Source organism: Catenulispora pinisilvae (assembly GCF_015356865.1).
GTDB classification, from domain to species: domain Bacteria; phylum Actinomycetota; class Actinomycetes; order Streptomycetales; family Catenulisporaceae; genus Catenulispora; species Catenulispora pinisilvae.
In genome coordinates this window covers 1-23,930 of record NZ_JAAFZA010000163.1, presented here as the reverse complement: position 1 = coordinate 23,930, position 23,930 = coordinate 1, and the positions used below count along the sequence as shown (strand labels likewise).

17 protein-coding genes are annotated in these 23,930 nt (G+C 71.6%); 8 read left to right on the top strand and 9 right to left on the bottom strand.

All coding sequences use genetic code 11. The features are described 5' to 3' along the window. Positions 1–125: 125 nt before the first annotated feature. Positions 126–947: an alpha/beta hydrolase gene (locus IZR01_RS33685; protein ID WP_194926207.1), complete on the top strand. Its 822-nt coding sequence runs from the start codon at positions 126–128 to the stop codon at positions 945–947. A 12-nt stretch (positions 948–959) separates the two neighbouring features. Here IZR01_RS33685 and IZR01_RS33680 read toward each other — a convergent pair whose 3' ends face one another. Continuing rightward, positions 960–1,943 carry a DUF5937 family protein gene (locus IZR01_RS33680; RefSeq protein WP_194899646.1) on the bottom strand — a complete coding sequence of 328 codons (984 nt, stop codon included), beginning with the start codon at positions 1,941–1,943 and terminating at the stop codon, positions 960–962. 149 nt (positions 1,944–2,092) lie between these two features. On the opposite strand from IZR01_RS33680, the gene IZR01_RS33675 reads away from it, so the two are divergent. Continuing rightward, positions 2,093–2,620, top strand: a complete 528-nt coding sequence (locus tag IZR01_RS33675) for a tetratricopeptide repeat protein (protein WP_194899645.1) — start codon at positions 2,093–2,095, stop codon at positions 2,618–2,620. Positions 2,621–2,641: 21 nt separating this feature from the next. After that, positions 2,642–3,673: a glycoside hydrolase family 130 protein gene (locus tag IZR01_RS33670; protein ID WP_194926206.1), complete on the top strand. Its 1,032-nt coding sequence runs from the start codon at positions 2,642–2,644 to the stop codon at positions 3,671–3,673. Positions 3,674–3,776: 103 nt separating this feature from the next. Here IZR01_RS33670 and IZR01_RS33665 read toward each other — a convergent pair whose 3' ends face one another. The 6 genes from IZR01_RS33665 to IZR01_RS33640 form a co-directional block, all read right to left on the bottom strand. Beyond that, entirely contained in the window at positions 3,777–5,252 is a 1,476-nt protein-coding gene (locus IZR01_RS33665; protein ID WP_194926205.1) for an acyl-CoA carboxylase subunit beta, read from the bottom strand. A 19-nt stretch (positions 5,253–5,271) separates the two neighbouring features. Further along, positions 5,272–6,516: a beta-ketoacyl-ACP synthase II gene (gene fabF, locus IZR01_RS33660; RefSeq protein WP_194897062.1), complete on the bottom strand. Its 1,245-nt coding sequence runs from the start codon at positions 6,514–6,516 to the stop codon at positions 5,272–5,274. Positions 6,517–6,642: 126 nt separating this feature from the next. Beyond that, a complete protein-coding gene (locus IZR01_RS33655) occupies positions 6,643–6,891 on the bottom strand; it encodes an acyl carrier protein (RefSeq protein WP_194897063.1) in 249 nt (82 codons plus the stop codon). 84 nt (positions 6,892–6,975) lie between these two features. Then, entirely contained in the window at positions 6,976–7,986 is a 1,011-nt protein-coding gene (locus tag IZR01_RS33650) for a ketoacyl-ACP synthase III (protein ID WP_194926204.1), read from the bottom strand. A gap of 55 nt (positions 7,987–8,041) precedes the next feature. Then, a complete protein-coding gene (locus IZR01_RS33645) occupies positions 8,042–9,235 on the bottom strand; it encodes an acyltransferase domain-containing protein (protein ID WP_194926203.1) in 1,194 nt (397 codons plus the stop codon). 80 nt (positions 9,236–9,315) lie between these two features. Next, positions 9,316–10,539, bottom strand: coding sequence for a PucR family transcriptional regulator (locus tag IZR01_RS33640; RefSeq protein ID WP_194897066.1), 1,224 nt, complete (start codon positions 10,537–10,539; stop codon positions 9,316–9,318). Positions 10,540–10,866: 327 nt separating this feature from the next. Here IZR01_RS33640 and IZR01_RS33635 point away from each other — a divergent pair, with 327 nt between their 5' ends. Beyond that, the gene (locus tag IZR01_RS33635) at positions 10,867–12,417 is read left to right on the top strand and encodes a Rossmann-fold NAD(P)-binding domain-containing protein (protein WP_194926202.1); all 1,551 of its coding nucleotides are present in this window, start codon (positions 10,867–10,869) and stop codon (positions 12,415–12,417) included. A gap of 144 nt (positions 12,418–12,561) precedes the next feature. Here IZR01_RS33635 and IZR01_RS53650 read toward each other — a convergent pair whose 3' ends face one another. Both IZR01_RS53650 and IZR01_RS53645 read right to left on the bottom strand, forming a co-directional pair. Beyond that, complete coding sequence (locus tag IZR01_RS53650) at positions 12,562–14,688, bottom strand: peptidoglycan-binding domain-containing protein (RefSeq protein ID WP_194926201.1); 2,127 nt, start codon at positions 14,686–14,688, stop codon at positions 12,562–12,564. Between the two features lie 262 nt (positions 14,689–14,950). Next, complete coding sequence (locus IZR01_RS53645; RefSeq protein ID WP_194926200.1) at positions 14,951–16,321, bottom strand: peptidoglycan-binding domain-containing protein; 1,371 nt, start codon at positions 16,319–16,321, stop codon at positions 14,951–14,953. A gap of 313 nt (positions 16,322–16,634) precedes the next feature. Between IZR01_RS53645 and IZR01_RS33620 the strand changes: the two genes are divergently transcribed. The 4 genes from IZR01_RS33620 to IZR01_RS33605 all read left to right on the top strand — a co-directional run bounded on the left by IZR01_RS33620 (position 16,635) and on the right by IZR01_RS33605 (position 22,831). Then, positions 16,635–18,419 carry a phosphatidylglycerol lysyltransferase domain-containing protein gene (locus IZR01_RS33620; RefSeq protein ID WP_228560770.1) on the top strand — a complete coding sequence of 595 codons (1,785 nt, stop codon included), beginning with the start codon at positions 16,635–16,637 and terminating at the stop codon, positions 18,417–18,419. A gap of 86 nt (positions 18,420–18,505) precedes the next feature. Beyond that, complete coding sequence (locus IZR01_RS33615) at positions 18,506–19,225, top strand: lysoplasmalogenase (protein ID WP_194926198.1); 720 nt, start codon at positions 18,506–18,508, stop codon at positions 19,223–19,225. Positions 19,226–19,420: 195 nt separating this feature from the next. Next, positions 19,421–22,297, top strand: a complete 2,877-nt coding sequence (gene leuS, locus IZR01_RS33610) for a leucine--tRNA ligase (RefSeq protein WP_194926197.1) — start codon at positions 19,421–19,423, stop codon at positions 22,295–22,297. Between the two features lie 126 nt (positions 22,298–22,423). Then, positions 22,424–22,831, top strand: coding sequence for a DUF3846 domain-containing protein (locus IZR01_RS33605; protein ID WP_194926196.1), 408 nt, complete (start codon positions 22,424–22,426; stop codon positions 22,829–22,831). Positions 22,832–23,930 lie beyond the last annotated feature (1,099 nt).

Below are 23,930 nucleotides of genomic sequence, written 5' to 3'. Positions count from 1 at the left end.
GTGGTGAGGCGATGCGGGGACGGGGCGAGGGGCGGCGAGGTGATGAGGTGATGAAAGGAGTCGTGATTACTCTGCAAAGAAGCGATAGCCTTCACGCAAAGACTCAATGGAGGGGGCTCCGGCTGATGGAGAGAATCCGCGCACCGTTCGTCGACGCGGACGGCGTCGCCCACTACCGCAACATCACCGTCTCCCGGATCCAGGGCTTCCGGCCGCTGCACACGGACTTGCGGGTGCCGCCGGGCGAGGGTCGCAGGCCCCTCGTAGCCTTCCTGCACGGCGGGGCCTTCTGGAGCGGCTCGCGTGTGGACCTGCCGGATCCCCTGGACGCGCTGGAGTCGCCCGGCTTCTACGAGCGGGTGCTGGCGCGCGGGTATGCCGTGGCAGACGTCGACTATCGGTTGTCGGGGGAAGCAGCGTTCCCGGCGCAACTGGAAGACGTCGAAAGCACGCTGCGACGACTGCGCGCGGGGGCGGACGAGCTCGGTCTGGACGTCGGACGCTTCGCGGTGTGGGGCGAGTCGGCCGGCGGGACCCTGGCCGCGCTGGCGGGCCTCGACAAGGGTTCCGACGTCCCGATCCACGCGGTCGTCGACTGGTACGCCCCGACCGACTTCACCGGGCGCGTCGGCGACGCGCGCCGCCCCGGCCACCCCATCTACGAACTGCTCGACGGCGCGACGCCCGGGTACCCGGACCGAGCCCGCGCGGCCAGCCCGGTGCACCAGGTCCACGCGGCCGCACCGCCGTTCCTCCTCATGCACGGCGTGGCGGACTCGGGCGTCCCCTATAGCGAGAGCGAGAACTTGGCGGCGGCACTGCGGGCGGTCGGTGTCCGGGCCGATCTCGTTCCGGTCGAGGGCGCGGGACACGTGATGGAGGGCGCCAGCGATGTCGGCGGCCTGGTGGACCGCGTTCTGGACTTCCTCGACGATGTTCTGCGCTAGCGCTGTTCTGGGCTAGCGCCCCCGCACCACCCGATCGCCCAACTCGGTCCGCCGATAGCGGATCTCGTGCCGGTGCCGCTCGCCGACGACCATGCCCGCGTCGCGCAGCACCCCGAGGTGCTCCGACACGGTCCCCAGCGCGAGCGCGTGCCGGTGCGCCAGTCGGCTGGTCGACGTCGGCTCGTCGAGCCCGGTGAGCAGGTGTGCGCGCGTGCGGCCCACGAGCTTGGTCAGGGCGGCGGCCGGGGTGCCGCGTCGGGGCTCGAAGGTGTTGCCCAGGCCGCGCGCCGGGTAGACGAGCGTCGGCTGCCACGGCGGGTCGGTGATGACGATCACCTCATCCCACTTGAACGCGCTCGGCATCAGGATCAGACCGCGGCCGTCCAGGTCGTGGTGCTCGTCGCCGCCCGGGTCGCGGACCAGGGTGTCGCCGGTCCAGTGGACGGTCGGGTGCAGGTCGGCGAACAGCGCGTCCAGGCCGCCCTCGGCCAGGCGCCGGGACTGGTACGCGACGTCCGCCTCCAGCAGGGCCCGGACCCGCGGCCAGTGCGGGGCGACCAGGGTCTGCCACGCGGCCCGGATCAGCTGCGTCAGCAGGCTGAGGACCTCGGCCGGGTCGCCGAGCAGCAGCCGGCCGGTCGGGGTGTCGCGGCTGCCGGGCGGTGCGGAGCGCAGCGCCAGCTCGATCTCGCGGCGCACCACCGGCGCCGGGGTCGCGGCGATGCGGGTCAGCTCGGCGTCGAAGTCGCCGACCGGCGCGGTCGGCGGCGGGGCGAGGAAGTCGGGGGTGTAGCCGCGGCGGGGTTGCAGCAGGACGATCGGTTCCAGCCCGAGGCCGGGCAGGGCCGGGCGGACGCTCTCCAGCCAGCGGCCGTGCGCACCCGGGCCCTGGGGACCGGTCGCGTCGCGGACCGCCGAGAGCGTTTCGAAGGCCGGCGAGACCGCGAACCGGCACCGGGCCAGGTCGGCGGGGCCGAAGCCGAGGCTGATGGGCATCTGGACTCCTCTCCGCCGCCGCCGAGTCCTTCGGCGCTGGCCGAAAGAGTTTCGATGATCGTAGCGCTCCGGCACGATCTTCCTCGTACCGCGGACGACTTCTACCAGACGACTTCCACAAGACGACTTCCACGAAGTGGGGAACCACCATGACCGCCGACCTCAAGACCGACCTCCAGACCGACCTCAAGACCGACGTCAACCGCCGGGTCGCCGCCCTGTTCGCGGCCATCGACGACTACGAGGAGGCCGCGTTCATCGCCGAGGCCGACGCGCTCGCCGCCGAACTGCCCGAGGGCGACGCCGACGCGATCTTTCATCGGGCCTGCGCCCGCGACAGCTGGGGCCACTCCGACCTCGCGGTGCCGATGTACGCGCGGGCGCTGGAGATCGGCGGGCTGACCGGGGAGAACCGGCGCCGGGCCGTGATCCAGATGTCCAGCTCGCTGCGGAACATCGGGCGGGTCGAGGACGGCCTGGCGCACCTGCTCAAGGAGAAGGAGACCGGCGGCCGGGACCACCTGTCCGACGCGCTGGACTGCACGATCGCGCTGTGCCTGGCCGCCCTCGGCCGGGAGCGTGAAGGGCTGTCGCTGGTGCTCGTGGCACTGGCCGAGCACCTGCCGCGCTACAACCGGTCCATGGCGAACTACGGCAGGCTGCTGCTGGAAGGCTGAGTTCTACGGCAGGATGTCTGCATGTTGATGAAGCGTCATCCCGCCAACCCGATCCTGCGTCGCAATCCCGACCGGCCGTGGGAGGCCGGCTCGGTGCTCAACGGCACGGTCGTCCGGGGCGCGGACGGCGTCATCCACATGCTGTACCGCGCCACCAACGGGGTCGAGTTCACCACGGCGGGGGAGTACGTCTCCTCGATCGGCATCGCCGACAGCACCGACGGCGTGCACTTCACCCGCCGCCCGGAGCCGCTGATCGCCCCGGACCAGCCGTACGAGCACGGCCTGGGCTGCGAGGACCCGCGCGTGGTGTTCCTCGACGGCGAGTACTACATCTACTACACGGCGGTGGAGGGCACGCCGCCGGACATCAAGGTCCGCATCGCCCTGGCGACCACACCGGACCTGCGGGCCGACACCGTCACCAAGCACGGCGTCGTCGGCCCGCAGGGCGCGCCGTCGAAGGCGGCGACCCTGTTCCCCGAGCCGGTCGGCGGCAAGTACCTGTGGTTCTTCACCTGGTGCTCCGACACCCCCGGCGCGGCGATCCTCCACACCGCCTTCGACGACCTGGCCGCGGTCAAGAACCCGCCGCCGGGCCACGTCGCCGCCGCGGTCGACGCCTACGACCAGAGCGCGGTCCTGATCCCCGGCGACCGCGCGGAGCTGGTGAAGAAGCGGGTCCGCCGGGGCCCGGAACTCGGCGCCCCGCCGATCCGCACCGACGAGGGCTGGCTGTTCTTCTACTGCAACTCCGACAGCGAGGAGGACCCGGAGTGGCAGATCAGCGTGGCGCTCCTGGACCTGGCGGAGCCGTGGAAGGTGATCGCCCGCACGCCGGCCCCGCTGCTGACCCCGCAGACCGAGAGCGAGCTGACCGGCGTCGTGAACCGCGTGACGTTCCCGTCCGGGGCGCTCGTCATCGACGGCACGGTGCACCTGTACTACGGCAGCGGGGACCAGGGGATCTGCTTGGCGACCTGCGAGCTCGACGCGTTGCTGGGCCACTTGAAGACGTTCCTGGAGCGCAACGACGGGCCTTGCGTGGGGTGAGGCGCTGATACGGGCACTGATACGAGCGCTGACACGAATCAGCCCCCGACGGTGCCGAAGCACCATGCCGGGGGCTGACTCGTTGAAGTCCTCCAGCGAAGTCCTACAACGGAATGTTCCCATGCTGCCCGCGCACCAGCGCATCCCCGCCGAGCCCGCCCGGCGCCGCGGCGATAGCGGCAGCGATGGCACTGCGCGAAGCGCCCGGCTCCACGACCGCGTCCACCACGCCGATCTCGATCGCGCGCTGGACGCCGCCGGAGACCTTTTCGTGCTCGGCCGCGAGTTCCTGTTCCATCTGCGGGCGGATGTCGTCGGAGACCTCGGCGAGCTTGCGGCGGTGGATGATGCGGACCGCGGCGACCGCGCCCATGACCGCGACTTCGGCGCTCGGCCAGGCGAAGACCTTCGTGGCGCCCAGGGCCCGGGAGTTCATCGCGATGTAGGCCCCGCCGTAGGTCTTGCGGGTCACCAGGGTCACCCGGGGGACCACGCACTCGGCGAAGGCGTGCAGGAGTTTCGCGCCGCGGCGGACCACGCCGTCCCATTCCTGGCCGACGCCCGGCAGGTAGCCCGGGACGTCCACCAGGACGATCAGCGGGACGCCGAAGGCGTCGCACATGCGCACGAAGCGGGCCGCCTTCTCCGCCGAGGCCGAGTCCAGGCAGCCGCCCAGGCGCAGCGGGTTGTTGGCGATGACGCCGACCGTGCGGCCGCCGAACCGGCCCAGGGCGGTCACCACGTTCGGGGCCCACTTGGGGTGCAGTTCCACGCCGCTCTTGTCGAACACCGCGTTCACCAGCGGGTGCACGTCGTAGGCGCGCTTCGGGGAGGCCGGGAGCAGGTGCGCCAGGTCGCGGTCCTGGACCGCGGCGGCGTCCAGCGTGCCCTGGTTCCCCAGCAGGGCCGCGAGCTTGCGGGCGCTGCTGTACGCGGCCTCGTCGGTGTCGGCCACCACGTGCACGACGCCGGAGCGCCGGCCGTGCGGCTCCGGGCCGCCCAGGCGCAGCGCGTCCACGTCCTCGCCGGTGACCGAGCGGACCACGTCCGGGCCGGTGACGAAGATGCGGCCGGCCGGGCCCAGGATCACGATGTCGGTCAGCGCCGGGCCGTAGGCGGCGCCGCCGGCGGCCGGGCCCAGGACCACGGAGATCTGCGGGATCTTGCCGCTGGCCCGGGTCATGGCCGCGAAGACCTGGCCCACCGCGTGCAGCGAGGCCACGCCTTCCTGTAGCCGGGCGCCCGAGGAGTGGAACAGGGCGATGATCGGGCTGCCGTCGGCCAGCGCCCGCTCGTAGGCGGTCAGGATCACCTGGCAGCCGGTGGCGCCCATGGCGCCGGCCTGGATGGTCGCGTCGGAGGCGTAGGCGACCGCGGGGGTGCCGTCGATCAGACCGGTGGCGGCCAGGAAGCCGGAGTCGTCGGCCGGGGTCAGCAATGCGCAGCTGCCGGCGTCGAACAGGCGTTCCAGGCGCTTGGCCGGGTTGCGGGGGTCGTCTTCGCGAGACGGCTTGGCGGCGGGGGTGGGGGCGGCCGGCGCCGGGATCCCCGGCGCCGCGACGGTTTCGGTTAACGGCATCTCAGTGTCCTCAGAGTCCTCAGACCGAACGGAAGGCCAGGACCACGTTGTGCCCGCCGAACCCGAAGGAGTCGTTGAGCGCCGCGATCTGGCCCTCCGGCAGGGCCCGCGGCTTGTCGCGGACGATGTCCAGGGTGACTTCCGGGTCCAGCTCGTCGATGTTGATCGTCGGCGGGGCCTGGCGGTGGTACAGGGCCAGCACGGTGGCCACCGACTCGATCGCGCCGGTGCCGCCGAGCAGGTGGCCGTGCATGGACTTGGTGGCGGAGATCGCCACGCCCTCGGCGTCGTCGCCCAGGATCTTGCGGAAGGCCTTGATCTCGGCGAGGTCGCCGAGCGGGGTGCTGGTGGCGTGCGCGTTCAGGTGCCGGACGTCGGCCGGGGTCAGATCCGCGTCGGCCAGCGCGAAGGCCAGTGCCTCGGCGACGCCGCGGCCGGTGGGCTCGGGCTGGGCGATGTCGTGGGAGTCGGCGGTGAAGCCGACGCCGGCGACCTCGGCGTAGACCCGGGCGCCGCGGGCGGCGGCGTGCTCGGCGGACTCCAGGACCAGGATGCCGGAGCCCTCGCCCAGGACGAAGCCGTTCCGGGCGACGTCGAAGGGCCGGGAGGCGTGCTCGGGGTCGTCGTTGTTCTTGGACAGCGCCATCATGTTGGCGAACGCCGCGATCGGCAGCGGGTGGATGGCGGCCTCGGTGCCGCCGGCCAGGACCACGTCGGCGCGGCCGGAGCGGATCATCTCCACGGCGTGGCCGACGGCCTCGGCGCCGGTGGCGCAGGCCGAGACCGGCGCGTGCACACCGGCCCGGGCGTCGAACTCCAGACCGACGTAGGCCGCCGGGGAGTTCGGCATGAGCATCGGGACGGTGCGCGGGCCGACCGCGCGCGGGCCCTTGGCCAGCAGCGCGTCGTAGGCGGTCAGCAGCGTGGTGACGCCGCCGATGCCGGAGCCGACCATCACCCCGAGCCGGCCCGGCTCGGCGAACTTGCCCTCGAAGCCGGCGTCCTTCCAGGCCTCGCGGGCGGCGATCAGAGCGAACTGCGCGGAGCGGTCCAGCCGCCGCATCTCCACCGGCTTCAGGTGTTCCGAGGGCTCCACCGCGACCCGGGCGGCGAACCGCACCGGCAGATCCGCGGCCCAGTCCTCGGTCAGATTGCGCGCCCCGGAGCGTCCGGCCAGCAACCCGTCCCAGAACGAGGCGGCGTCCCCGCCAATCGGCGTGGTCGCACCGACCCCGGTGACGACGACAGACTTGCGTGCAGTCACGAGCCTTTACCTTCTATCTGGTGGTTTTGCGGTTCTGCCGGCCGGACGGCCGTATCGCGGGTACTGCGGGTACTGCGTTACTACGAGTACTACGGGTACTGCGTTACCGCGGGCCTATCGGGTCGCTCAGTCCTGGTGCTTCTGGATGTAGCCGACCGCGTCGCCCACCGTGGACAGGTCCTTGACGGCGTCGTCCGGAATCTTCACGCCGAACTTCTCCTCGGCGGCCACGACGACCTCGACCATGGTCAGCGAGTCGACGTCCAGGTCGCCGGTGAAGGACTTGTCCAGCTGGACCTCGTCCTTGTCCACGCCTGCGACCTCCTCGACGATCTCGGCCAGCTCGGCAAGGATGTCTTCCTGGGTCAGAGCCATTGTGTGGCGCTCCTTCGTTGTTTTCTTCTTAGGTGGTGGGTTCCGCGAAGCCGCGGGCCCTGGGTGAGATTAACGGGTGAGGCTTTACGGCAGAGCAACGACCTGCGCGGCGTACACCAGGCCGGCGCCGAAGCCGATGAGCAGGGCCAGCCCGCCGCTGGGCGCGGTGCCGTCGGCCAGCATGCGCTCCATGGCCAGCGGGATGGTGGCCGCGGAGTTGTTGCCGTACTCGGCGATGGTGCGGGCGACCGGGACCTCCTCGGGCAGGCCCAGCACCTTCACCAGCCGGTCGGTGATGCGGTTGTTGGCCTGGTGCGGGATGAACGCGTCCAGGTCGCCGGCGGTGATGCCGGCCTCGGCCAGCGCCTTCAGCGAGACCTCGGCCATCTGGTAGGAGGCCCAGCGGAAGACCGCCTGGCCCTCCATGCGCAGGAACGGCCCACGGACCTCGTCCGAGCCGTCCTCGGCCTCCGGCTTGTCATTCCACGCGAAGGTCTGGGTGATGGTGTCGTACTTATCACCCTCGGCGCCCCACACCACCGGGCCGATCCCTGGGGTGTCGGACGGGCCGATGACCACCGCGCCGGCGCCGTCGCCGAAGATGAAGGCGGTGCCGCGGTCGTGGATGTCGGTCAGGTCGCTGAGCCGCTCGACGCCGATCACCAGCACGTACTCGGCGCTACCGGCCTTGACCATGTCCGAGGCCTGCGCCACGCCGTAGCAGAAGCCCGCGCAGCCGGCCGAGATGTCGTAGGCGGCGCCGTTGGTGCCCAGCCGGTCGGCGACCAGACAGGCCAGCGCCGGGGTCTGGTGGAAGTGCGAGACCGTGGAGACGATGATCGCGCCGAGCTGGTCCCCGGAGATCCCGGCGGCGGCCAGCGCCTTGCCCGCGGACTGCACGGACATCTCCAGGACCGTCTCCTCCGGGGTGCCCCAGCGGCGCTCGGCGATGCCCGAGCGGGTCCGGATCCACTCGTCGGAGGAATCGATCCAGGTGATCACCTCGTCGTTGGTGACGACCCGGCTGGGCACGTAGCCCCCGACGCCCATGATGCGGGTGTGGGCCGCGCCCTGCTTCTCCCTGATGACTGCCATGATCGGATCCCCTTTTATCGAACGTCGGGCCGGCCGAGAGTTTTCATCGCCGGGCCTAGCCGAACGAGCCTGTCGGATGGACGCGCAGCAGCGGCTGCCCCGGCGCGACCGGATCCCCGTCCTCCACGAGCCATTCGAGGATCTCGCCCTGGTGTTTCGCGGTGATCTCGTGCTTGTCACCGCGCGCGATGACCGTGGCCACCGCGGTCTCCGGCTCCAGCTTGTCCCCGGCCCGGACCTCGCTCCGGTGCACGGTGCCGCCGTGCGGGGCGATCACCAGGCGCCAGGTCGGGGCGGCGTCCAGCGAATCGGCGTCGCCGGGTTCGGCGTGCCTGGCGATGAACTCGCCGGCGGCGTCCAGGTTGTCCGGGGTCTTCAGGGCGAAGGTCTCCACGCCCTTGAGCGCGCGCTTGGCCAGCCCGGTCAGGGTGCCGGCCGGCGACACCTCCAGGATGCCGGTGACGCCCAGGTCGGCGAACGTCTCCATACACAGGTCCCAGCGCACCGGGTTCGACACCTGCGCGACCAGGCGGCGCAGCACCTCGCGGCCGTCGTGCACGACCGCGCCGTCGGCGTTGGACACCAGGCGGGTGCGCGGGTCGCGGGTGGTGATGCCGTTGGCCAGCTTGGCCAGCTGCTCCACGGCCGAGCCCATGTGCCGGGTGTGGAAGGCGCCGGCGACGCTGAGCGCGCGCAGCCGGGCCCCGGCCGGGCCGTCGTCGCCGAACCGGGCCAGGTCTTCCAGGGTGCCGGCGGCGACGATCTGGCCGGCGCCGTTGTTGTTGGCCGGGATCAGGTTGTGCTCGGCGATCTTGGCCAGCACCTCGTCCCGGTCGCCGCCCAGGACCGCGGTCATGCCGGTCGGGGTGATCGCGGCGGCCTGCGCCATCAGCCGGCCGCGCTCGCGGACGAAGACCATGGCGGCCTCGGCGCTGATCACGCCGGCGCCGGCGGCCGCGGCGATCTCGCCCACCGAGTGCCCGCCGGCCGCGCCGACCATCTTGAAGGCGTCGGCCGGATGCGGGAACAGCGCCAGCGCCGAGGCGATACCGGCGGCGACCAGCAGCGGCTGGGCGATCGCGGTGTCCTTGATGGCCTCGGCGTCCGCTTCGGTGCCGTAGTGCACCAGGTCCAGTCCGGACACGGCGGACCACCAGGTCAGCCGATCGGCGAACCCGGGGACTTCGAGCCACGGGGTGAGGAATCCGGGAGTCTGGGCACCCTGGCCCGGCGCGACGAGAACTAGCACGGAATTCACTCTGGTTCGTCCACCGCCATATTGCCTTTAGCGGGGCGGACGAAGATCTTGGTCTGGATCTTGGAGGGTTCCTACAAACCGGTCCCGGGCCCGGCAAGCCTTCCCAAGGCCAGCGCCATATGGAGGGTGAACGCCGCGCGCGGTTGTGCCGGGTTCAGGCCTGTGAGGTCGCTCACCCTTTTCAGCCGATACCGCACGGTGTTGGGGTGTACGAAGAGCATCCGTGCCGCGCTTTCCAGCGACGCGGCCTGTTCCAGATACGCCGAGACGGTTTCCAGCAGCGCGGCCCCGGCGGACTCCAGCGGCCGGTACACCTCGGTGACCAGTTGGGCCTTCGCGGCGTCGTCCCCGGCCAGGGCGCGTTCCGGCAGCAGTTCGGCGGCCAGCACCGGGCGCGGCGCGTCCGGCCAGGCCCCGGCCGCCCGCAGCGCGGACAGGGCGGCTTGGGCGGAAATGCCCGCCGACAGGAGGTCTTCGACAACCGGTCCGATCACCAGCGGACCCGGCCCGAACTCGTTGGCCAGCGCCCGGGTCGCGGTCAGCGGATCGTCGGCGCCGCCGATGATCACCACCAGCCGGTCCGACTGCACCCCGGTGAGCACGGTCAGCCGGGACCGGCGCGCGGCCCGGTGCACGGCGTCGGCGACCAGCGCGGTGTGCTGCCGGACGTTGTCCCGGTTGTCCAGCGGCTTCGGGGTGGCGCCGACCACGACCACCAGGCCCGAGGCGCTGTCCCAGCCCAGGGCCGCGGCCCGGGAGCGCACGGTGTCATCCAGCACGTCGCCGCGCATCAGCTCGTCGACGACCAGCGCCTCCAGCCGGGCGTCCCAGGCCCCGCGCAGCTCCGCGGCCTGCGCGTAGACCTGCGCGGCGGCGAAGGCGATCTCGCGGGAGTAGCGCAGCATGCCCTCGCGCAGCGCGGCCTGCTCGGCCGGGCCCTGCGCGATCTGGCCGATGCCCTCCTCGACCACCTCTATGGTCGTGCGGACCAGCTCGACGGTCTGGCGCAGCGTCACCGAGCGGGTCAGCTCGCGCGGGGCGGTGCCGAAGACGTCGGCGCTGATCGCGGTGCGGTCCTGCGGGTTGCGGAACCACTCGACGAAGGCCGCGATGCCGGCCTGCACCACCAGGCCGATCCAGGAACGGTTGTCCGGCGGCATGGCCCGGTACCAGGCCAGGCGCTCCTCCATCCGCTGGATCGCCACCCCCGCCAGCGAGCCGATCGACTTCTCCAGACGCCGGACCGCGGCCGCCCGTTGGGCGGGGGTGAGGTTGTCTGTGGTGCCCGTGGTCATCTCCTTATTCTTGCTCACGGGATGGGACGGCCGGGTCCATGTTCCCGGACGGGGTCGGACACGAGGGGGTGACCGGCCCGGTCGGGCGGGGTTCGGGCAGCGGGGGTGTGTGACGCGCGGCACAAGGTTCGGGTGGCGTTCTGGTGGGTTCCAGCGGGTTCGGACCGGGGTTCCGGCGGGTTCGGGTGGGTTCGGACGGGAGTTCCGGCGGGTTCGGGTGCGCGGTTCGCCGGCTTCGGGCGGGCTGTTCGTCGTATGCATGACTAGTCGCGAACGAGTGCGTGGTGAACCGGTCATTCCATGTCAATCTGGTATACGTGGGCTGTGATGGACACGCACCACCGGAGCCCCGCGACCGCGATCACCGAGCTTCAGGGCACCGCCGAGCAGGGCCGTCTGGTGCTGACCGAGGTGCTGGACCGGATCCAGGCGGCGTTCCCGGCCGCGGCGCGTCGGCACCGGCTCGGGCCCGGGGCGTGGCTGGTGCCGCTGGCGGACGGCGACGGCGGCCACCATGGCAGCATGCTGATTGCCATCGCCCCGGCCGGCCGGCCGCGCGACCGCGGGAACGCGCAATTGGTGCTGTCCGCGACGCTTCTGGGGCGGACCGGGATCGGTGAGGCGGACGCGACGCGGGCGTTGGGCTGCTTGGACGGCGTGCCGTTCACCGGGCTGGAGACGGATGCCTTCACCAAGCAGTTGCCGTTGCTGGCCGGGCTGCCGGAGCGGATGAAGGACAAGCCGCTCGGCGAGTGCGCGGTGGTGTTGGTCGGGCCGCTGTTGTCGGATCTGGTGGTGCAGGCACAGATGCTGATCGCGTTGGGCGCCCGGCCCGAGGCGATGACGGTGCTGGAGAAGGAGTACCCGTACAAGCTCCGGTCGCGGGTCGAGGCGCACCTGGCCGGGTTGGGGATCGCGGTGTCGCCGGTGGCGGATGCCGAGACCGCCTTACGGCTGCACGTCGCGCGGGTGTCGGAGCCGACCGTGGTGATCGATGACGGGGGGCATGTGCTGCCGACGCTGATGCGGTCGGCGGCGGAGCTGCTGCCGTTCTTTCGGGGTGTGGTCGAGCAGTCGATGGCGGGTATCGAAGAACTCGAAGACGTCGTTTGTCCGAATACTGATCCGCCTGTGTCAGTCCCCGTGTTCAGCGTTGCTCAGAGTGCTGTGAAGCGTGGGATCGACGCGCACTGGATCGCCGAGACCGTGGTGCGTTCGGCCCGGGAGGCGATGCCGAGGGAGGGCTTCGACGGGGTTCCGGCGCTGGTCATCGGGTTCGGGACGGTCGGACATCGGGTGGCGGCGACGTTGCGGGGACTGCGGATGCCGGTCGCGGTGCACGACACCGAGTGGCGCAGGCTCGTGGCGGCGCATGAGGCCGGGTTCCTGACGGCGCCGGATCTGCCGGCGCTGCTGGACGGGCATCGGCCGGTGCTGATCGTGTCCGCCACCGGGCGGACCGGGCTCGGCGGCGAGGACCTGGACTTCCTGCCGGGGGAGTGCTTCGTCGTGAGCGTGTCGGGGCGGGCCTCGGAGATCGACGTGCCGGGGTTGGGGTTGCGGGCCGGGCAGATCGACGAGGTGGCCGGAGTCGGGGCCCGGTATGAGCTGCCGAACGGGCCGGTGACCGTGCTGGCCGACGGGCTCCCGGTGGACGTGCCGTGCGGCGACCGGGTTCCGGCCCGGCAGTCGGATCTGACGATGGCCGCGGTGGTGTGGGGCGCGTGCGCGCTGGCCCGGGACGCGAGCGGGTTCGCGGCCGGGGCCGGGACCGGAGTGGCGAACGGCGTGGGGAGCGATGGGGCGCGGGCTGATGCCTCGATCGCTGAGAGCGGGTTGGTGGAACGGTATTACCGGCTTTACGGGCAGGATCGCTGACGACGCGGCGGTCGCCGGATGCGGCGATTGCCGGCTGCGCCCATCACGGCGGTCGCGCCGGGAGTCTTTCCACTCCCGGCGCGACTTCGCGTCTTACGTCGCTCGTGCCTTATCTCGCTCGTGCCTTATGCCAGCCGCGCCGGCTCAGTGCGCCGCCAGCGTGTTGATCGCCGCGGCCGTCGTCGGGCCGCAGACGCCGCGCGCGTCCGCGGTGATGTTGAGCATGTTCTGGACGTAGGCGACGGCGTCGGTGGTGCGGGTGTCGTAGACACCGGTCACCGGGACCCAGGTCGGGGTGCCGAGGCGGTCCAGCAGGGTTTGCAGCGTCGCCACGTTCGGACCGGTGTCGCCGGCCTGCAAGGTGCCCGCGCTGGGCGAGATCGTCGGCGTGCTGCTCGGGGCCGAGTTGCTGGGCGTCGGGGTCGGCGTCGGCGTGGGAGTCGGACCGGTGGGCGTCGGGCTGGTCGGCGTGGACGTCGGCGGCGCCGGGGTGCCCGGAGTGCCGGGCGGCGAGGAGACCGGCGGGGTCGGCGTCCCGGGGGGCGTCGACGTGCTGGGCGGGGCGCTCGTCGTACCGGATCCGCCGGTCGGCGGGTTGGTGGCCGGCGGCGTGCTCGGCAGTGGCGTCGAGCCCTGCGTGTTCGACGGCAGGCCGGGCAGCGAGGTGCCGGGACTGCCGGGCGCCGAGGTCGTGCCGCCACCGGCGGTGGAGGTGGTGCCGGGCGCGCCGGGCGCCGTGCTGTGGCTGCCGGGCGCGGTGTTCTGCGTCCCGGGGGGAGCGTACGAGGACTGGGAGTCCTGGCTGGACGCGGTCGCGTCCAACGGCGAGGTGGCCGGATCGGAACTGGAGCCGACGGCCGCCCCGGACGTGGAACCGTTCGAGGTGGACGCGATGCCCAGCCCGCTGGTCACCGACCCGTTGTTCCCCGAAGCCATGTCCATGGTCTGCGACCCGGGCGTCCCGGTGACGGCGTGCACCAACCCGAGCGCACCGCCGCCGGCCGCGAGCACCGCCACGATCGGCACGGCCGCCCGGAACGCGGGCCGCCGCGGCCCCCGGTGCCGCCCACCGGAGTCACCGGAGTCACCGCCTCGGCCGAACGGAGGCAGGTCGTCGTCATCGCCGCCGCCACCGAACCCACCGGAACCCGAAGCGGGCATCAGCACGGTCTCGGCCACCGGCCGCAGCACCAGATCACGGCCCGTGGCACGCTCGGACAGCCGGGCGATCTCACCGCGCCCCTCGGTCCCTATTCGCTCCTCGCCGACCGGCCGGAGCCACTCGGGCTCCCGCCGACGCGGCGCGCGCAGGTCCTCGGTGACGCCCTCGGCGCCGCCGGGCAGAGTGCTCGGGCGCGGGCGGAACGACGGATCGGCCGGCGCCTGCCGCTGCGGCAGCCCGGGCGAAGCGGGGCGCGGCTGGAAGGACGGGTACTGGCTCGTCTGCTGGGGCGCGATGCCCTGGCCGCCGGGCTGCCCGGTCGCCGGGCGCGGCTGGAAAGACGGATGCTGCGCGGCCGGTCGCTCGCCGAACGACGGCTGCTGACCGGTGCCCGGCTGCGGCGCGGTCGGCCGGGGCTGGAACGAAGACTGCTGCCCGGTCACCGGGCGCGGCTGGAACGAAGGGTACTGGCCCGTGCTGCCCGGCTGCGGAGCGCTCGGGCGCGGCTGGAACGAGGGGTGCTGCTGAGGCACCACGCTTCGGTCAGCAGGCTGCCCGGTCGCCGGGCGCGGCTGGAACGAAGGATGCTGCGGGGCGCTTCCCTGGGGAGCTGCCGGGCGCGGCTGGAAAGCCGGGGGCTGCGGCGCGCTCGCCTGCGGAGCTGCCGGTCCCGGAGCTGCGGGCCGCGGCTGGAACGAAGGATGCGGCATGGGCGCGGGCCGCTCCCCGAAAAGCGGGTGCCGACCGCTGCTCGGCTGCTGCTGTCCGCTACCGGGCTGAGGAGCGCTCGGCCGCGGCTGGAAGGAAGGGTGCTGCCCGCTTCCGCTGCTCGGCGGCTGGGGCATCACATTCTGGCGGCTCTGTGCTGCCGGCCGCGGCTGGAAGGAAGGATGCTGCCCCGCCGGTGCCCCCGGCCCCGCGCCGGGCTGCCCGCCCGGGTCGGCCACCCGCCGCTGCGCCATCGGCAGATTCGCGCCGGTGTACGGCGTGCCGCCGCTGCGCGGGCCGCCGGTGCTCCACTCCTGGTCGAGCATCGTGCGCGGCTGGCCGTGCGGCTGTCTGTGCTGCTGTTCGGGGGTCGGGCGCCGGGCGCCGTTCGTGTCCGCCACGCTGAACTCCTCCGTCTGCGGGCCGGGGCCGGGTGGCGCCGGCGTCGGTGCGCTCTCGCGGGGATCGGTGCGGGCGGGTGCGTCGCGGAAGTGGTCCGCTTCGCGGAGTGACCGCACCGGTATCCGGGGTAAGTCGGGCTCCGAGGGCTGCTGCGGTGTGGCCATCTGGTGCCTATCCGTTCGTCCTTCGTGGCGTGGCGCGACTTTGGGCGATCACCGACGCTATCACTCTGATGTTCGTCCGTGTGGCCGAATCCCGGTATCAGCCCAGGGCCTGCTGCATCGCCTTGTCAGTGGCCGGTCCGTAGACCCCGTAGCCGTCCGCGGAGGCCGTTCCGGGGTTGGCGTCCTGGAAGTTCTCGACCGCGGACTGGGTCGGGCCGTCGAAGTTTCCGTTCACCTTCATCGGCCACCCGCCGTAACCCACCGACTTCAGGTTCTGCTGAAGCTGCGTGACCGCCGCGCCAGAGCTACCCATCTGCAGCGTGTTGAACGTCGGCGACGGCGTGCTCGACGACGGCGGCGGCGCGGCCGGGACGCTGGCGCTGGACGTGGGCGGCGCGATGCTCGGCCGGGACGTCATGCCCGCGGAGCTCGACGAGGGGTGGGACGGCGTCGAGGCTTTCGATTCGCTCTTCGTGGTGTGCGACGCCGAGGCCTTGGTCTCGCTGGTGCTGTCCGTGGCCGAGTCGGTCGGGGTGCCGGTCGGCGTCGGCGCGGCCGCCGCGACGGCGGACGTGGCGCTGTTCGCGGGGGTGTCCGGACCGGACGCCGCCCCGTTCGCGCTCGTCGCCCCGGCCGCCGCGGGTCCGGCGGACGGCGAGCCCGAACCGCCGCCGAGCATGCTGTACGCCGCGACCCCCGCGACCACCACGCCGGCCAGGATCCCGGCCGCCTTCAGCGCCCGCGGCGGACGCGTCGAGCCGCGGTGCCGGCCCCAGTCGCCGTCGTCGTGGAAGTGGCCCTGCTCGCCCGGGGGCGGATTGTCGTAATCGTCGTACTCCGGCTCGTCGTAGTACTCGTCCTCGGCCGGGATCGCCAGGATCGGCATGGTCGTGGTCAGGTCGCTCATCGGCGGGTCCAGCTCCGGGTACGGAGCCAGATCCGGCCGGATCGGCCGGGCCACGGCGCGCGGCGCCGGCATCGGGTTCGAGACCAGCCCGGGGACCTGGTGCGGGTTCATGTCACGCGGAGCCCGCGGGCCGGGCACGCCGCCCTGGCCGCCACCGGGACCGCCCTGCCCGCCGGGACCGCCGGAGCGCCCGGCATCCGCCCCCGCGCCGTTCGGCCGACCGCGACCGCCCTGCGGCCCCCGGCCGTTCTCCGCGCCGCGCCCGCCGCCCTGCGGCCCACGCTCCCGCTCCGGCCCTCGGCCGTTCTGCGGCCCGCGGCCGCCTTCCCGCTCCGGCGCGCGCCCGTTCGGCTGCTGCCGTCCGCCCTGCCGGCCCTGACCGCCGCCGGACTGCCGCGGGCCGGGCGCCGCGCCGTCAGCACCCTGACGTCCCCGCCGTCCACCCCCGCCGCCGGTTCCAGAGTCGGAACCGGAGTCCGAACCAGACCCCGAGCCGCTCGTCACGAACGGCCGCACCATCGTCGGATCATCCTCGACGAAGTCTTCCGGCGGCCGAGCCACCCGGCCTCCGCCCGCGGGCGGCCGGCCGTGGCCCTGCCGTCCGGGCTGCCGCCGTCCGGGTTGTTGCTCCATCGGGTAAGCCCCCAACATCCGTCCGCAGTGATCGCTTCACTACCGCTCCCACCCGCGGTGTCCCGGACAGTACCAGGAATCTCCTGCGTCCCTCCCGCAATGGCGTGACCTCGCCACGTGTTGCCCACGTGTTGCTTGCGGCACTCCCGGATGAACTCGGGCGTTGAGTAGATTGGACCGCTATCAGCAGCGAAACCATACACAGCCGGAGGTAAGGGTTCGGATGACGGAGACCGCGACCATGAGCCGCGCTCAGCGCTTCCGAGAACGCATCCCGACCCTCCTGGTCTGGTACTGCCGGATCGTCGCGCTGGCCTCGATCCTGTCCGCCCTCTCGCCGCGCGCCAACGAGCGCATCGACCGGCTGCCGGACTACATCCTGTTCAGCCTGGGGTTCCTGCTCGGCGTGCCCTCGATCGGCTTCGGCGTGCTGATGTTGATGCTGGGCGCCGCGGTCCGCCGCCGCAAGCGCGTCGCCTGGTGGCTGCTGATGGTGCTGGGCCTGTTCGTCGGACCGCTGGGCTGGCTGGCGATCAGCGCCCTGCTCTACGACGTCAGCTCCTCCGACCTGCAACCGCTGGCCCCGCTGATCGTGGCCTTCGTGGTCCAGGCGCTGTTCATCGGGGTGGTGATCTGGTCCCGCAAGCTGTTCTACGCGGTCTTCGACGCCGCGAACTTCCGGCGGGCGCTGGTCGTGCTGGCGGTGTCGCTGGCGCTGTCCACGATCCTGGGCGTCACCCTGGTGGCCCAGAACGACGCCAACCCGAGCACCGACCTCGGCGATCAGGCCCTTTACACGCTCAAGGCCGGGATGGCCGGCACCGGGATCTGGTGGTACGACACCGCCGTCGAGGTCCCGCACTGGGTGGACGTCACGGTCAACCTGATCGGCAGCGTCATGATCCTCGCGGTCGCCTGGGCGCTGTTCCAGCCGCGCCGCGGCACGGTCCGGCACCAGGCGGACGACGACGCCCGGCTGCGCGCATTGATGGACAAGTTCGGCGACCAGGACTCCCTGGGGTACTTCAACCTGCGCCAGGACAAGGCGGTCATGTGGTCACCGACCGGCAAGGCGGCGGTGGCCTACCGGCCGGTCGGCGGGGTGTCGCTGGCCTCCGGGGACCCGATCGGGGACGTCGAGGCGTGGCCGGGAGCGATCGAGGCGTGGCTGGCGGAAGCCCGGCAGCACGGCTGGGTGCCGGCCGTGATGGGCGCCTCGGAAGAGGGCGGCAAAGTCCTGAGCCGGTTCGGGCTGGACGCCATCGAACTCGGCGACGAGGCGGTGGTCGAAGTCGACGACTTCACCCTGGAAGGTCGCGCGATGCGGGTGGTCCGGCAGGCCTACAACCGGGTCGAGCGGGCCGGCTACACCACCCGGATCCGCCGGCACGCCGACATCCCGGCCGAGGAGATGGCCTGGCTGGTCCGCAAGGCCGACGACTGGCGGGACGGCGCCGTGGAGCGCGGCTTCTCGATGGCCCTGGGCCGGCTCGGCGACCCGGCCGACGGGCAGTGCGTGATGGTCGAGTGCCTGGACGGCGCCGGCACGCTGCGCGCGCTGCTGTCGTTCGTGCCCTGGGGCACCAAGGGGCTGTCGCTGGACCTGATGCGCCGTGAGCGCGGGACCGAGAACGGTCTGGTCGAGTTCATGGTCATCGACCTGATCAAGACCGGTCCCGAGCACAAGGTGGAGCGGGTCTCGCTGAACTTCGCGATGTTCCGCAGCATCTTCGACCGGGCCGGGCGGATCGGGGCCGGGCCGTTCCTGCGGCTGGCCCGGGTGGTGCTGACGCTGTTCTCGCGCTGGTGGCAGCTGGAATCGCTGTACCGGGCGAACATGAAGTACCGGCCGGTGTGGGAGCCGCGCTACGTGTGCTTCCCGAAGGCCCGGGACCTGGCCCGGATCGCCATCGCGGCCGGGCGCGCCGAGGGCTTCATCGCGCTTCCGACGCCGCGGTTCCTGCACCTGCGGCGCAAGCCCGAACTGGCCGCCGCGTCACCCCCGGAGCAGCCCGGCGAGGACTGAACATTTGAACGTCGCACATATATACAAGGAGAAGCCGCGCGCGCCGCACTGCTGACAGCGAAGCTACTGAGTAGTAGCTTTCCGCTGTGCCCCTGACGCTGACCCTGCCGACCCTGGTGGTCGCCTTCGCCGACTGGACCGCCGTCTCACGGCGCGCCCTGGATCCGGCATCGGCGGGCGCGCGCCGGGCGGAGTACGTCGCCAAGCCGCTGACCATGGTCGCGCTGATCGCCGCGGCCCTGGCCATCGCGCACGCGCACGCCGCCCCGGGCGTCCCCGGCCCGAACCGCGCGACCGCCTACCTCGTGGTCGCCACGGTCGCGGCGCTGGTCCTGAGCGCGGTCGGCGACGTCTTCCTGATGCTGCCCGAGGACTCCCCGTCGGCGGACCGGAACTTCGTCTTCGGCCTGGCCGCCTTCCTGCTCGCGCACCTCGCCTACATCGCCGCCTTCGTCCGGCTGCACACCCACGGCGGCTACGCGATCTCCTTGTTCCTCACCGGCCTGGTCCTGGCCGGGGCGGTGTTCGCGACCGTGGGGCTGCGGATCCGCGGCGCGGCCGGGCAGGAGGACCCCGCGCTGGCGGTCCCGGTCCTGGCCTACGTCACGGTCATCTCGCTGATGGTGGTGGCCGCCTGGTGGACCGGTGACCTGCGCATCATCCCCGGTGCCCTGCTGTTCGCGGCCTCCGACGCGATGATCGGCTGGACCCGCTTCGTCCGCCGGGACTGGGAGCTGGACGTGCCGATCATCGTCACCTACCACTTGGCGCAGATCCTGCTGGTCCTCGGCCTGGTCCGCAGGTAGGGCGGAGATCTGGAGGACGTCGCTGGTACCCTTGAGGCATGCGGGCTGTGACGCTGCTTCTTATGTTGCCGCGCTGAAAAGGACGGGGCCGTCGAAGGCTCCGGTCAGCGCGGCTCCCCTCCATGCGCGAGGGGCTTTTTCATTTCCAGCCCACCTCTGATTCTGACCTGACGTATCCCGAGGACTGAGACGACGATGAGCGAGCAGACGACACAGCAAAAGCCCGCGAGCGACGAGCCCAAGTTCCGGTACACAGCCTCTGTGGCGGCGGATATCGAGCCGAAGTGGCAGGAGTACTGGGCCGCGCACCACACTTTCGAGGTACCGGACCATCCGGCCGACACCGGGGCGCCCAAGGCCTACGTCCTGGACATGTTCCCGTACCCCTCCGGCGCCGGCCTGCACGTCGGCCACCCGCTGGGGTACATCGCCACCGATGTGCTGGGCCGGTACAAGATGATGACCGGCCACAACGTGCTGCACACGATCGGCTTCGACGCCTTCGGCCTGGCCGCCGAGCAGTACGCGGTCGAGCACGGCATCCACCCGCGGATCAGCACCGAGGCCAACATCGCCCGGTACAAGGAGCAGATCCGCCGCGTCGGCTTCGGCCACGACACCCGGCGCGGGGTGTCGACGATCGACGTGTCCTTCTACAAGTGGACGCAGTGGATCTTCCTGCAGATCTTCAACTCCTGGTACGACGACCAGGCCGACAAGGCCCGCCCGATCAGCACCCTGATCGCGCAGTTCGCCGAGGGCGCCCGCCGCACCCCGGACGGCCGCGCCTGGGCCGCGCTGTCCGCCCAGGAGCAGGCCACGATCATCGACTCCCACCGCCTGGCCTACATCGCCGACGCCCCGGTGAACTGGTGCCCGGGCCTGGGTACCGTGCTGTCCAACGAGGAGGTCACCGCGGACGGCCGCTCCGAGCGCGGCAACTTCCCGGTGTTCAAGCGCAACCTGCGCCAGTGGATGATGCGGATCACTAAGTACGCCGACCGGCTGCTGGCCGACCTGGACCGGCTGGACTGGCCGGAGCCGATCAAGTTGCAGCAGCGGAACTGGATCGGCCGCTCCGAGGGCGCGCGGGTGCACTTCCCGGTCACCGCCGTGGATGGCGCCGAGAAGACCATCGAGATCTTCACGACACGCCCGGACACCCTGTTCGGTGCCACGTACATGGTGCTGGCGCCGGAGCACGAACTGGTCGACTCCTTCGTCGCCAAGGAGTGGCCGGCCGGCACCGGCGAGAAGTGGACCGGCGGGCACGCCACCCCGGCCGAGGCCGTCGCCGCCTACCGCGCGGCCGCCGCGGCCAAGACCGAGGTCGAGCGGCAGACCGAGGGCCGGCAGAAGACCGGCGTGTTCACCGGCACGTTCGCGGTCAACCCGGTCAACGGCGAGGGCGTGCCGGTGTTCATCGCCGACTACGTGCTGATGGGCTACGGCACCGGCGCGATCATGGCGGTGCCCGCGCACGACCAGCGCGACTTCGAGTTCGCGCGGGCCTTCGACCTGCCGATGCGGATCGTGGTGGCGCCGCCGGCGCAGTGGCCGCAGGACGTCGATGAGTGGCCTGAGGCCTACGACTCCAAGACGGCGCAGATCACCAATTCCGCCAACGACGAGGTGTCCCTGGAGGGGCTGCCGGTCCCGGCCGCGATCCGGACCATCTCCGAGTGGCTGACCGCCAAGGGCATCGGCGAGGGCACCGTCACCTACCGGCTGCGCGACTGGCTGTTCTCGCGGCAGCGGTACTGGGGCGAGCCGTTCCCGATCGTGTACGCGGCGGACGGCCCCGAGGCCGGGATCGCCCGGGCGCTGCCGGAGTCGATGCTGCCGCTGGAGCTGCCGGAGGTCGAGGACTTCTCGCCGAAGACCTTCGAGGCCGGCGACGTCACCAGCGCGCCGGAGCCGCCGCTGGCCCGGGCCGCCGACTGGGTCAACGTCACCCTGGACCTGGGCGACGGCCCCCGCCGGTACCACCGCGAGACCAACACCATGCCGCAGTGGGCCGGCTCGTGCTGGTACTACCTGCGGTACCTGTCGCCGACCGACGACACCCGGTTCGTCGACGCCGAGGCCGAGAAGTACTGGATGGGGCCGCAGGACCCCGAGGACACCGGCGGCGTGGACCTGTACGTCGGCGGCGCCGAACACGCGGTCCTGCACCTGCTGTACTCGCGCTTCTGGCACAAGGTGCTGTTCGACCTGGGCCAGGTCACCAGCGCCGAGCCGTTCCGCAAGCTGTACAACCAGGGCATGATCCAGGGCGCCTCCTACATGGACGCGCGCGAGGTCTACGTCCCGGCGGACGAGGTCTCCGAGACCGAGGGCAAGTACTTCTACCGGGGCGAGCAGGTCACACAGCACTTCGGCAAGATCGGCAAGTCGCTGAAGAACGTCATCTCGCCGGACGACATGATCGACGAGTACAGCGCCGACACCCTGCGCATCTACGAGATGTCGATGGGCCCCCTGGACATGTCCAAGCCCTGGGACACCCGCGCCTCGATCGGCAGCTTCCGCTTCCTGCAGCGGCTGTGGCGCAACGTGATCGACGAGGAGACAGGCGAGGTCACAGTCATCGACGCCGACCCGGACGAGGCGACACTGCGGGCCGTGAACAAGACCATCGACGGCGCCCGCAATGACATGGAGGGCCTGCGCTTCAACACCGCGATCAGCAAACTGATCGAACTGAACAACCACCTGACCCGCCTGCCCGCCGTCCCACGCCAGGCCGCCGAGGCCCTGGTGGTGCTGACCGCCCCCTTCGCCCCGCACATCGCCGAGGAACTGTGGTCCCGCCTGGGCCACGACGGCCCGGTGGCGCACGCCGCCTACCCGGTCGCCGACCCCGCATACCTGGTCGACGAGACAGTGACCTGCGTGGTGCAGGTCGCGGGCAAGGTGAAGGACCGCCTGGAGGTCCCCCCGGGCATCGACCAGGACGCCCTGCGCGAACTGGCACTGGCCTCCGACGGCGTCCAGCGGGCACTGGAGGGCCGCGGCGTGCGAACGGTGATCGTGCGAGCACCGAAGCTGGTGAACGTGGTACCGGCCTAGCGATCCACGCTCGAACCACGGCCCGGTGCCGACCGTCCCCGGACGGCCGGCCCCGGGCCGTCCCACACCCGGACCGAACACCGCTCCAGGACCGGTCCTCGACCAGGCTTGCTAGCGTCCCGGCCCATGGCGATCCTCATCCCGGAAACGGGCTCCCCCGCGTGGAAGCGCGTGCCCCTGCCGCCGATCCAGGCCCGCGACACCGCCGCCTTCACCACGGCGATCCAGCACGCGATCGGCGCCTCAGCCCTCGACGTCATCGACCTGACATCCGACCTCGACCTCTACATCGACGACGAAGGCAAGCTGGAAGACCGCCCCGTCAACACCGCCGCGACCGCCTTCGTCCGCGCCCTCCGACCCCTGTTCAGCAAGCAGATCCACGGCTCGGCGATGGTGGTGGCGCGGGACGGCTCCCGGAACACGGATCTGTCGAAATCACAGGACGCAGAGGTTGTCCGGCTTCTGCCGGAGTCACCGGAAGGCGAGGCCAGCGGAACGGAGCCGAAGAAGAAGCGCTTCTGGCAACGGTAGCGCGCTAGATGATCCAGGCTGCCGCGTCGGCCAGCGCCTGAACACGCGGCCGAACTCGCCGAGCTGCCGATAACGCATCCCCTGCTTTGCATTTCTCCGGTCGGTTTTCGGTTCGTTCCCCTCGGTCGCGTCGGCAGGGCTTTGCCTACAGTGCCGGTTCTCGGGAGTCAAGTTCGCGCTGTACGCAGCCGCCACCTGCCCGCCTGACCGCAAGCGCGCGGACTTTACTCCCGGGGTTCGGCGCTGTACCCCTTGGGGCTGACGACGCGACCGTGGGGAACGGACCGCAACCACCTCAGGGACCGCCGCCGCTGAGACTGACTTGGCCACCCTATGGAATTGCGCCAGTTCCCCGAGGGAGCCAAGAGCCCCCGCCGGAGGTGCCGGCTCTTCACCATAGCTCTTGACCTTGATCTTGCAGTTGATCTTGCCCTTGATCTGGCTCTTGTTCCGACTTGCCGGAGTTGAAGAGGCCTGAGGTGTGGCGGGGTTGTGAACACGGGAACCGGCAGCCGACCGACACACCCGCCGACCCGAACCCCGAACCGGCACAACTATTACCGAAGGCCGTAAAAAGCTTTGAAGCCCACAACCCAACCGCAACCCGGCTCGAAAACCTCTCGGCTCGAAAACCTCCCGGCTCGAAGACCCACCTCGAAGACCCACCTCGAAGACCCACCTCATAAACTCCCCACCCCACAAACGCAAAGCATCCGAACCTCGAACAGCCCTAGTCGCCAGCGGCCGGTGCAGACGCTGAGGCCGGAGCCGGAGCCGGGACTGAAGCCGAAGCCGGCGCCGGGACTGAAACCGGAGCCGGCGCCGGGACTGAGGCCGGAGCCTGCGCCGGGACTGAGGCCGGAGCCTGCGCCGGGACTGAGGCCGGAGCCTGCGCCGGGACTGAGGCCGGAGCCTGCGTTGAGGCTGACGCTGAGGCCGGAGCCGGGACTGAAGCCGGGACTGAAGCCGAAGCCGGAGCCGGGACTGAAACCGGAGCCAGCGCTGAGTCTGAGTCTGAGGCCGGAGCAAGAACCGCACCCGCATCCGAACCCGCATCCGAACCCGCATCCGAACCCGCACCCGAACCCGCACCCGAACC

What these genes read in the sequence shown, in the direction of transcription:
- IZR01_RS33640 (WP_194897066.1), bottom strand. Translation starts at nt 10,539, where the DNA reads ATGACCACGGGCACCACAGACAACCTCACCCCCGCCCAACGGGCGGCC.
- IZR01_RS33665 (WP_194926205.1), bottom strand. Translation starts at nt 5,252, where the DNA reads ATGCCGTTAACCGAAACCGTCGCGGCGCCGGGGATCCCGGCGCCGGCC.
- IZR01_RS33605 (WP_194926196.1), top strand. Translation starts at nt 22,424, where the DNA reads ATGGCGATCCTCATCCCGGAAACGGGCTCCCCCGCGTGGAAGCGCGTG.
- IZR01_RS33670 (WP_194926206.1), top strand. Translation starts at nt 2,642, where the DNA reads ATGTTGATGAAGCGTCATCCCGCCAACCCGATCCTGCGTCGCAATCCC.
- IZR01_RS33635 (WP_194926202.1), top strand. Translation starts at nt 10,867, where the DNA reads ATGGACACGCACCACCGGAGCCCCGCGACCGCGATCACCGAGCTTCAG.
- IZR01_RS33680 (WP_194899646.1), bottom strand. Translation starts at nt 1,943, where the DNA reads ATGCCCATCAGCCTCGGCTTCGGCCCCGCCGACCTGGCCCGGTGCCGG.
- leuS (WP_194926197.1), top strand. Translation starts at nt 19,421, where the DNA reads ATGAGCGAGCAGACGACACAGCAAAAGCCCGCGAGCGACGAGCCCAAG.
- IZR01_RS33675 (WP_194899645.1), top strand. Translation starts at nt 2,093, where the DNA reads ATGACCGCCGACCTCAAGACCGACCTCCAGACCGACCTCAAGACCGAC.
- IZR01_RS33620 (WP_228560770.1), top strand. Translation starts at nt 16,635, where the DNA reads ATGAGCCGCGCTCAGCGCTTCCGAGAACGCATCCCGACCCTCCTGGTC.
- IZR01_RS33650 (WP_194926204.1), bottom strand. Translation starts at nt 7,986, where the DNA reads ATGGCAGTCATCAGGGAGAAGCAGGGCGCGGCCCACACCCGCATCATG.
- IZR01_RS33685 (WP_194926207.1), top strand. Translation starts at nt 126, where the DNA reads ATGGAGAGAATCCGCGCACCGTTCGTCGACGCGGACGGCGTCGCCCAC.
- IZR01_RS33655 (WP_194897063.1), bottom strand. Translation starts at nt 6,891, where the DNA reads ATGGCTCTGACCCAGGAAGACATCCTTGCCGAGCTGGCCGAGATCGTC.